At 58.2% G+C, this 9,326-nt stretch carries 6 protein-coding genes; 3 read left to right on the forward strand and 3 right to left on the reverse strand.

Annotated elements, in window-relative coordinates:
- The 3 genes from ABX749_RS11230 to ABX749_RS11240 all read left to right on the forward strand — a co-directional run.
- On the forward strand, positions 1-1,401 hold a 1,401-nt coding region (locus ABX749_RS11230), incomplete at its 5' end, for a PQQ-binding-like beta-propeller repeat protein (RefSeq protein WP_372896063.1).
- Between the two features lie 290 nt (positions 1,402-1,691).
- Complete coding sequence (locus ABX749_RS11235) at positions 1,692-5,240, forward strand: hypothetical protein (protein WP_372896064.1); 3,549 nt, start codon at positions 1,692-1,694, stop codon at positions 5,238-5,240.
- A gap of 56 nt (positions 5,241-5,296) precedes the next feature.
- Complete coding sequence (locus tag ABX749_RS11240; RefSeq protein WP_372896065.1) at positions 5,297-6,007, forward strand: NAD-dependent deacylase; 711 nt, start codon at positions 5,297-5,299, stop codon at positions 6,005-6,007.
- Positions 6,008-6,114: 107 nt separating this feature from the next.
- Here ABX749_RS11240 and ABX749_RS11245 read toward each other — a convergent pair whose 3' ends face one another.
- The 3 genes from ABX749_RS11245 to ABX749_RS11255 form a co-directional block, all read right to left on the reverse strand.
- A complete protein-coding gene (locus tag ABX749_RS11245) occupies positions 6,115-6,336 on the reverse strand; it encodes a hypothetical protein (RefSeq protein ID WP_095738310.1) in 222 nt (73 codons plus the stop codon).
- A 363-nt stretch (positions 6,337-6,699) separates the two neighbouring features.
- The gene (locus ABX749_RS11250) at positions 6,700-7,038 is read right to left on the reverse strand and encodes a P-II family nitrogen regulator (RefSeq protein ID WP_145219182.1); all 339 of its coding nucleotides are present in this window, start codon (positions 7,036-7,038) and stop codon (positions 6,700-6,702) included.
- Positions 7,039-7,246: 208 nt separating this feature from the next.
- Positions 7,247-8,875 carry a solute:sodium symporter family transporter gene (locus tag ABX749_RS11255; protein WP_372896066.1) on the reverse strand — a complete coding sequence of 543 codons (1,629 nt, stop codon included), beginning with the start codon at positions 8,873-8,875 and terminating at the stop codon, positions 7,247-7,249.
- Between the last annotated feature and the right edge of the window lie 451 nt (positions 8,876-9,326).

Genomic DNA, 9,326 nt, shown 5'->3' on the forward strand with positions numbered 1-9,326 from the left:
CGGTCGACGTTTCTGCAAGCGGTGGTCGACCCGACGCTCTACGGCGGGCAAACCTTTCAAGGCTGGAAAGTGGTCAACCGCGGCGGTTCGGTGATGTTTCAAAATCCCAACGGCGATGTGATGCCGTTGCCGATGGATGAATTCCGCGCCGCCAGGATTCAAGACCGCAAGGCCAAGATCAGCGGCGGGCTGATGATCCTGGAGCGTCCGGGGCGGATCTCCGCGGTGGATCTGTTTGCGATGCAGAGCAGTCGCCGCAGCGAAGCGTCCTTATGGTCGCGCGACTTCGGGGCGGACGGGGCAACCAATACGCAGCGCAAGATTGAAACGACCGTCTTCGGGGATTCCAATTTCTCCTACCCGACCAATTCCGGTGCGGCCAATCAGATCAGCGAGTTCCGCGTCGGACCGGTGCTGGGGGATCGCGTCCTGGTGCTGCAAGCAGGTGACTTGATTGCCGTTGATACCAGAGACAAAGAAACGCTGTGGCGAAATTCGTCGGCCCCGACGATCGGGCACATCGTGGTCGACGACAACCGCGTCGCCGTGGTTTCCTACGTCAAAGGCATCTTCGCCTCGGTGTCACAGTTTGACCTGCATGACGGCCGCAAGCTCGATTCGGCAGACTGGGATTATGGAAAGGTTTGGGCAACCAGCGGGAAACACGTCTTGGCCTATGAAGTCGATTCAAAATCATCGGCGGCGATGGTGCGTTTGGTGGATCCGTTCAGCGGCCAAGTCGCCTTGGAAATCGAAGCCTTGATCAAACAACCGCTCACCCAGGCGGCCGGACGAGGCTGCGGACGCATCTTGCAAGACCGCTATCTGGTGCTGTTGGACAGCACGGGGCGGCTTGTGATCTGGGACCTGCTGCAGGCGACCGAGCTGTGTCGTCATGAGATCGGTGAGATGCCGGATCTTCAATCGATGTACGCGATGTGGATGGACGGCCAGATCCTGGTGCTACCGGCAAACGCCGTCGTGCGTCAGAAAGGCGACATGCTGACCCAGCATGGAGAAACACACCGTACCGTCCACAAGATCATCGCCGTGTCGACGCAATCGGGCGAAATCAATTGGAGGCGAGATTTCGAACAAGATCCTTGGGGCATGACCATCGACCAGCCCTATGGTTCGCCCGTGGTGTTGCTGGCCCGTTCGAAAACCATTTATGAGATCAACAAATCAACGCCCAAAATGGACGTTGCCATGATCCGTCTGACCGATGGCGAAACCATCCACGAACAGCTGGAGCGAGTCGTTTCGCCACAGTCGACCGGGCTGACCACCTTCCTGACGGCCCAACCGGAACTGCGACGCGTTCGCGCGACGATCGATGGTGAAACCTTGATCTACACCTTCGGTGAATCGCCCCAACCGATCCAGCAACCGGTGGATTGAGCGGCGCCGTTTCAGCGGAGAATCATCCGGGTGCCGGAAAACCTACGGAAAACCGAACGGCAAGGCCAGGAGACACCCCCCGGACGAACGCGGCGTGCATCACGCCATCATCGCCAGACAATGGGCAGCTAGGCAACGCTACGGGGCACGGGCATTGACGAGGGAGAAACCTCTCCCAGGCTAGAGCGATACGTGTCGGCGATTCCTTTCGCTGAGACGTCATCGGGCAGCTGCGTGTCTGCTATTCTTTTCGTGTTTTCGTCATTTTGTCTCCAACCACCCAGATTTTTATGTCGCTCATTCGTGAAAATCTCTCACTGTTCCATGATGCTGACGAACTGCAGCGTGCCGTTGGTTGGGACAAGTCGCTCACCACCGACCCGGTCGAACGTGACAATCTACGCACGTACTTGGTCTTGCAGTTGGCGGCCGCCGGGCTGCTGGGTCGCGACAATGAACTCGGCAACGCGATGACCAAGTTTTCGAGTGGGATTCTCGATAGCATTCGTGAAAAGTCGCGTTTGCTTTCGTCCCACCGCGTCCCGGTGGACACGCGCATCGAAACGTTTCTCAATGGCTACTTTGCCGACGAACTCCGCAACGGAAAACTTCATCTACCGTCCAACCCGTTGACGTTGGACCGTCACGGGATGGCCCGCAAACTGAGTCTGCCGATCAACGGGGACTCCTTCGAAAACGACCTGGTCAGTTCCTATCGCTGCACCAATGGGGTCTTGAACAATCCACGTGCGGACCGTCGGACGACGGCGGGAACGTTCCATGTTGTCGAAGGCGGGCTGCCGATCCCCGGTGACAAACGCTCCGTCCCCAAAGGCGTGTTCGTCAAACTGTTCCGCGCCGCGATGTCGCCGCCGAAAGATTTGATGCTGCTGCCTTACACCAGTGAGTTGACCAATCCGGCGCACGCCTGGGTCTCGCTGATGTTGCGTCCGTTGGTCTGCCCCGCAGTCCCCGGATTCACCAACGCGCTGTCGATGGAGACGCGTTTCTTTGCCCCCGCCAGTTTGGTCAGCAACCTGGACTTTGTCGAATCGATTTTCGGCAACGGTGGTGATCCGCTGATCCCTGAAAACGATGCCGGGCTCGATGTCAAATCCTGGACCGGACACACGGGCTGTGTGATTTTGGCACCCCACCTGACCAAGTTGACGAAGAAGGAACTTGGATTGCCCCATGAAAGCAGTGCGTCCGAACGGCAACGCCGCGACGGCATGTGTTGGAGTGACGAATCGGAGTGTTACAACAACGGCACGGCATTCAAGTTGACCTGTCGTGACCGCCGTGGCGTCGTCGTCACGCTGATCGCGGACAACTACTACGGATACTGCAAGAAAGAAGTCAAGACGCAGATCAGTTACGCCTGCAATCTGATGGGGCGATCGGAAGAGGAGCACGCCGGTGGAGCGCTCGCGTTCGCGTCGTATTCCTTGGGCGAAGAATTCCAAGTCGACAGTCAACGCTACAACGGGCGGACGTTTGATGATGTCGTCCGCGACTATGCGGAATTTGTCGATGCCAAACCGGAAGGCTACGGTGTCGACCGGAATGATGATTCGATCATCTACATTCCCGAGAATGCCAAGGTGACGTTGGAAGAGCGGTGCATCAAGTGGACGCGCGACGGCAACGACCACCGGATTCCGCTTTCACCGGAACAAATCTACATCGCCCCGAGCGGGTACAAGATCCGCTTGGAAAAACACCCCAACGCGCCCTCGTGGCGACTGGTCGGGACGGTCGGCGAAGGCGTTTTCTGTCACAAACCCTGCACCGTCAGCGGCGGCGGAAAGAGCGAAATCAGCAAGAGCCTGCGTGACTACATGCTCTACGGCCCGATCTTTATCGGCGACCGAGACGATGACTTTGCGAAACTGGACGAGATCTTCGAAAAGGATTACTCCACCCGCTGGTCGGACACCTATGCCGGGCGCACCGATTACACCGATGGACCGAGCCGCAGTGTGTTGAGCCCGAAGCGGAGTCTCGGCAGTGTGATCAAGCTGCTGACCCCGTCGCCCGATTACAACGACGACTACAATCGATGGCTCGAGAGCATCCCCGAGCGCGTGTACTCGATGGCCTTGATCATCAAACGATTCACCAAGGAAGGCGAGGCGTTGAATTGGAAAGAACGATTCGGCGTGGACATCGTCAACGGCTCGCCCGGACACGAATTGAAGATCGGTGACCGAGCTTTGGTGGGGACGTATCTTCGCGTCGGCTTGGACAACAAACGCTGGCGAACGTTCAAGGTGCGTCAGGATTTCATGCCGGCCGCCAAGGTGCAGCGTGAAGACGACATCAGCGCCAGCACGATCGTCCCGGCCGACCGAATCGAAAACCTCGGCGACAGCGTGCTCCCCGCGACCAGCTACAAGTTCATCGAAAACTGCGAGTACCGCTTGTTCCAACGTCCCGATGATGCCATCCATCGAGGATTGGACAAACAGACCGAATGGGACTTGTCGAGGCCGGCCAACTTCATCAGCAATTTCCACCCGTTGACCCACTCGGAAGTTCGCGACATCGTGCTCGACGCGATTGAGTTTGACAAATTCACCGGCCCGATGGCGGATCTGCTCACGAAATCCTATGAGCGCGGAGACAGCTTCGTCGTCAGCACGGCCAACCCACGGCTGGTCGACGGCCAACAAACGAAAAACCCGCGATACCTGCAAGATCGGCCCGACATGGTGTTTGCCCGCGACACCTACGTCGCCCGACGTGGCGTCCAATTCAACCGCGGACTCGGCCCCGATGAACCGATCCATATCCCGGTCGGAGCAGTACTGGGAGGCCGGCGAAACAATCCGCCGGAGCCGGCCAAACGAATTCGTTCCTTGGCCGTCTACTCACCCCTGCATTACCAAGAACTGCCCGAATTGGTGATGGACTACCTTTGCTCGTTGACCGGCAAAAGCCCCAGCACCACCGGTGCCGGCAGCGAAGGCGCACTGACCAAGGGCCCCTTCAATGCGTTGATGCCGTCGACCGACATGAACAACATGATCGTGTCCATGATCCTGACCGGACTGGGTGGGTACAGTACCGCCGCCGGTCACATCGGGCCGCGGTTCGAAGTCGGACACGACATCTCGTTGCTGATCCCCGAGGTCTGGTGCCGTTTGACCCCCGAAGAGCGATCGCCGCAACACATGATCGACAACGGAATGCTGGAACGCGTCGAAGACTTCCAGCACAACGGTGTCGACATCCCTGCCAGCCGACTCGGCTATCGCATCACCCGACGCTTCGTCCGCACCTACATGGCTCGCGTCTTTGATAACCCCAGCAAAGTCTTTACCGACGATATTCTGAAACCCGAACTTCAAGACCCCGATTCGTTCGCCGACGGAATCCTGCATATCGCCGAAGCTCAAGCCAGAGTTGCCAAGGTCTACATGGAAGACGGCGGCTACGAACTCGCCTGTCCGCCGCTTCGCGCGATCGTGAGCATCTTGGCCACGGGCAAGTACGAAGGCAAAACGATCGACGATCCCGAAGTCCGCGACCTGTTCACCTTGGACAACATGCTGCAAAGCAAATGGTATCGGCGTCGACTCGTCGAACAACAACAACGCGACATCCAACACTGGACGGACTGTATCGAGCGGATTGAACGAGCGATCGAAACCCTCAACGGCGACGGCTTGCGGCTCAATCTGGATCTCGATGAACGCCTTGACTACGCCAAAGAACGTTTGGCCCAAGCGGAATCGTCGACGTATTTGAACAGCTTGGTCGGAACACTCGGTGCGGATCCGATGCGGGTGGCGGCGGACGATCCCGTCTTGGCCGACCGTCTGGCCGGCGTTTGATCGCGCGTCGCCCCGAACCAACGACCGTTTGCCCACACCCACGCGGCCCCGTCACGATGAAAGTTCTTGTGCTCACCGGCGCCGGGATCTCCGCTGAATCCGGGATCCCGACGTTTCGCGGTGAGGACGGATTATGGGAAGGGCATCGGTTCGAAGACGTCGCCACACCGCAAGCGTTCCAACGCAACCCGGATCTGGTTCACGAGTTCTATAACGCTCGACGACGCAATCTGCTCGACGAATCGATTCAACCCAACGCGGCACACGTCGCGTTGGCCGAATTCGAAAAGCAGCACGACGATGCGTTTCTACTGGTGACGCAAAATATCGACGACCTGCACCAGCGGGCCGGCAGCCAAAACGTTTTGCCCATGCACGGCGAACTGCTCAAAGCACGCTGCTCGCTGACAGGTGATCTGTTTGATTGGAGTGGCGATTTGAGTGTCCAAACGCCGCACCCGACCGAACCCGATTTGGTCGGCACTCTGCGTCCCCACGTCGTCTGGTTCGGTGAAGTACCGATCGGATTGGATCACATCGCCGACTTTGCCGCAGACTGCGATTTGTTCCTGGCGATCGGCACCTCGGCCGTCGTCTATCCGGCCGCAGGCATTGTCGCAGCCACACCCCCGCATTGTCGCCGAGTCGAAATCAATCTGGACGACACTCCCCAAAGCGACCAATTTGATTTGACCATTCGAGGAAAGGCGTCGATCGAAGTGCCGAAGTTTCTCGCTTCGTTGGCTGGCGAGGTAGGAAAATTTTGAAGGTAAGAAGATTGGCTCAGGCGAAGGGATGGTGCATCCGCATCATTTTCTTACCTCCAAAATCTTCCTACCTGTTTTCCGCAACCGCAAGCCGACTCAGCCCGCCGCTAGCGTCGTTCTTGCTTCGTGGCATGTTCCTGCATCAACGCATCAAACTTGCTCCATCCCATCTTGCATCCGTTCGTCGTGCCTTTGGGAAACCAAACCAGCGATCCGTTGGAAACGGTCAACGTGCCCAGCACGCTGCCGTCTGCCTTGACCGTGAATTCGATGTCCGCGCGACCGAGCGGGCGTTTGGGAACATCAAAATCGACTTCATGCTTTGCCATCTGGATTGTCCTTGATCACGGAATGAACGCGGCCCCGCTTCGCCAACTCCACCGTCGCGTCGCACGCAGGCTACGGGATGATCCACATCATACAACAGGCCGATTCGCCGGACGGGAGTCGACGCCCGATTCGCATTCCAGATTCACGGGGGTTCATTGCGGCCCGAATGGAGGTGTGCGATGAGCGATTGAACGGGTTTGCCGGCGCGCGGATTGGCACATTTTTGATCGCAAACTTGCTTCACAGAGGGTGGGCACGATCGGGCGTACTCAACGAATGTTTTTCCTCAGACCCGGATCGGATGTCGGCAACCGCAGTCCGCCTCACTGCGTTGCCTGGTGTCGGTCCGACGTTGACCAAAGTTAAAGGGCGGCTTCTCCGGTTTCGTCGGTGCGAATTCGTACGACGCGTTCGAGGGGTGTGACAAAGATCTTGCCGGCGCCGATGTGTCCCGTCTTGGCAACCTTGGAAATCGCCTCAATGACCGGATCGACCAAAGCGTCTTCGATCGCGACCTCCAGCTTGACTTTCGGGTTGAACTTCACGTCCACGACCGCGCCCCGATACATCTCCGTATGCCCTCGTTGGTGTCCGTAACCCTTCACCTCGGTCACCGTTGCTCCTTTGGCACCGATCTCGGCCAGGGCATCCCTGACGGCATCTAATTTCAAGGGATTGATGATCGCACTAACAATTTTCATCGCAGAGTTCCTCCGGGAAAGGGATTGGATTCAGTTCTCTGCATCAATGAGGCAATTTGCGTGCCAACTCGCATCCGTCTCGGCCGCCGTGACGCGTGAGCGGCCGGGAACAGCGCAATGCCGGGGCCTGACGGCCAACGGCTCACCATTCGTTTCACAGTCTCCATTGAATCAACAGGCCGCACAGCGACCGGGCCGACGATTCAGATCATTGCATGAGCACCGAGAAATCAGCCATGGTGGTGTAAATGGCAAACACGATCGCAATCAGCAGTAGACCGACGGGTTTGGCAAATCGCCACGCCGTCATGTCCACGGCGCCGACATCCTCCTGCACAAATTCCGTCTCGCGCGGTTTGATTTCGCCGATCACCAGCATCAGAATCAGCAACCAGGCGAAGACGATTCCCAGGAAATGGTACTCGTGCAGGGACGCGACAATGATGTCGAAGGGATGCACAAAGTACCCGATGGCGATGACGGAAAACCCGGCGATCAACGCGACCTTTGCCGCCAACGGCGGAACCCGTTTGGTCAGCATGCCGACCAACACCACCGCGAAGATGGGAATGAAGTACATGCCGTTCATCTTTTGCAGGTAGCCAAAGATGCTGGTCGTGTTGGCCAGCAACGGAGCGATCGACATGGCGACCACCGCGACGATCCATCCAAAGATTTTTCCCGAACGGACGACAGCCTGTTCGCTGGCATCCTTCTTGATCACGTTCTTAAAAAGTCCCAGGCTGAACAGCGTGCAGGAACTGTTGAGCGCCGAGTTGAAACTGGACAGAATCGCCCCGATCATCGCCGCGGCAAAGAAGCCCGTCAGCGGGGCGGGAAGCACCTTGTTGACCAACATGCCATAGGCCTGGTCGGCCTTGATGTCATCGCCGGCAAACAAACTGTACGCCAGCATGCCGGGGATGACCAAGTAGAGCGGCCCGAGCAGTTTCAACGCACCGGTCAACAAGACGCCTTTTTGACCTTCGGCCAAGCTGCTGGCGCCGAAGGTCCGCTGGATGATTTGCTGATTGGTGGTCCAGTAAAACAAGTTCAGCAAAAAGATGCCGCTAAAAATGGTGCCGAACGGTACCGAACTGTTTTCGCCGCCGACCGAATTGAATCGATCACGTTGTTGTTCCACCAGCAAGCTCGCGCCTTCGGAGATCCCGCCGTCGCCTCCGAGTTGCGCGAGGGCAAAGACGGTGATCATGAAGCCGCCGACCAGCAGCCCGACGCCGTTGATCGTGTCAGAAACCGCGACGGTGCGCAGCCCGCCGAACAAGGCGTACACCGAACCGATCAGCCCCACCGCCCAGACGATCAACCACAACGCCAGGGTGCCCGGTTCCATTCCCACGCTTTCGGGCAGACTGCCGAGCATCGAAGGCACATCCAAAATGCCGACCATCCCCGTCGCGCCGGTGTAGAGGATGATGGGCAACAAAATGCCGACGTAGGCCAACAGGAAAATCAGGTTGGTGATCACCTGGGTTTGATGGTCAAAACGGATCTCCAGGTACTGCGGAACCGTGGCAACGCCGCTGCGCAAAAACCGTGGCAGAAAGAACCACGCCATGAACACCAGCGCCACCACACAGACGACCTCCCAGACCATCACGCACAGTCCGTCGGTGAAGGCCGCTCCGTTGAGCCCGACCATTTGTTCGGTGGAAAGATTCGTCAGCAGCAACGAGCCCGCGATCAGCGGAAACGTCAGCGAACGCCCGCCCAAAAAGTAACCCGTGCTGCTGCCGTGGTCGTCTTTGCGAGTGATCCACCACGTACACAGGCCGACAAGTCCCGTGAAAAAAAGGAACGAGAGAAGAGTGACCAAATACACAAGATTGTCCCTGATGCCCGAAAGGCGTGAATGAGTCCGGAGGAGAGCGTGATCGGGAGCCAGCCACGAGCGTCCGCCCGGTGGCGTCTTCTCGCCGCATCGCCCGATCGTCTAACGCGGCCAGTCCAACGTGACAAGCATGTTGGTAGACCACAATGTAGCGATCTGATCTGCCCGTCGCTGGTTCCGAGAGAAGGAATCTCAGCCAAACGTCGCGAAAGCTGTCAGCCCTCCGGGAAATTGGAATCGCCGACGCGATCCTTTGACAACAAACGGAGTGCCTTGTCGAGTGAGCGGTAGGGCGCGAGCCCTCCGGTCTGTCAAGCCGACACCGGACGGCTCGCGCCGTTCCGCTAAAACCTGCCGACACCGGACGGCTCGCGCCGTTCCGCTAAAACCTGCTGACACCGGACGGCTCGCGCCGTTCCGCTAAGACCTGCCGACA

The sequence above is a fragment of the Stieleria sp. genome, assembly GCF_041595215.1.
GTDB lineage: Bacteria > Planctomycetota > Planctomycetia > Pirellulales > Pirellulaceae > Stieleria > Stieleria magnilauensis.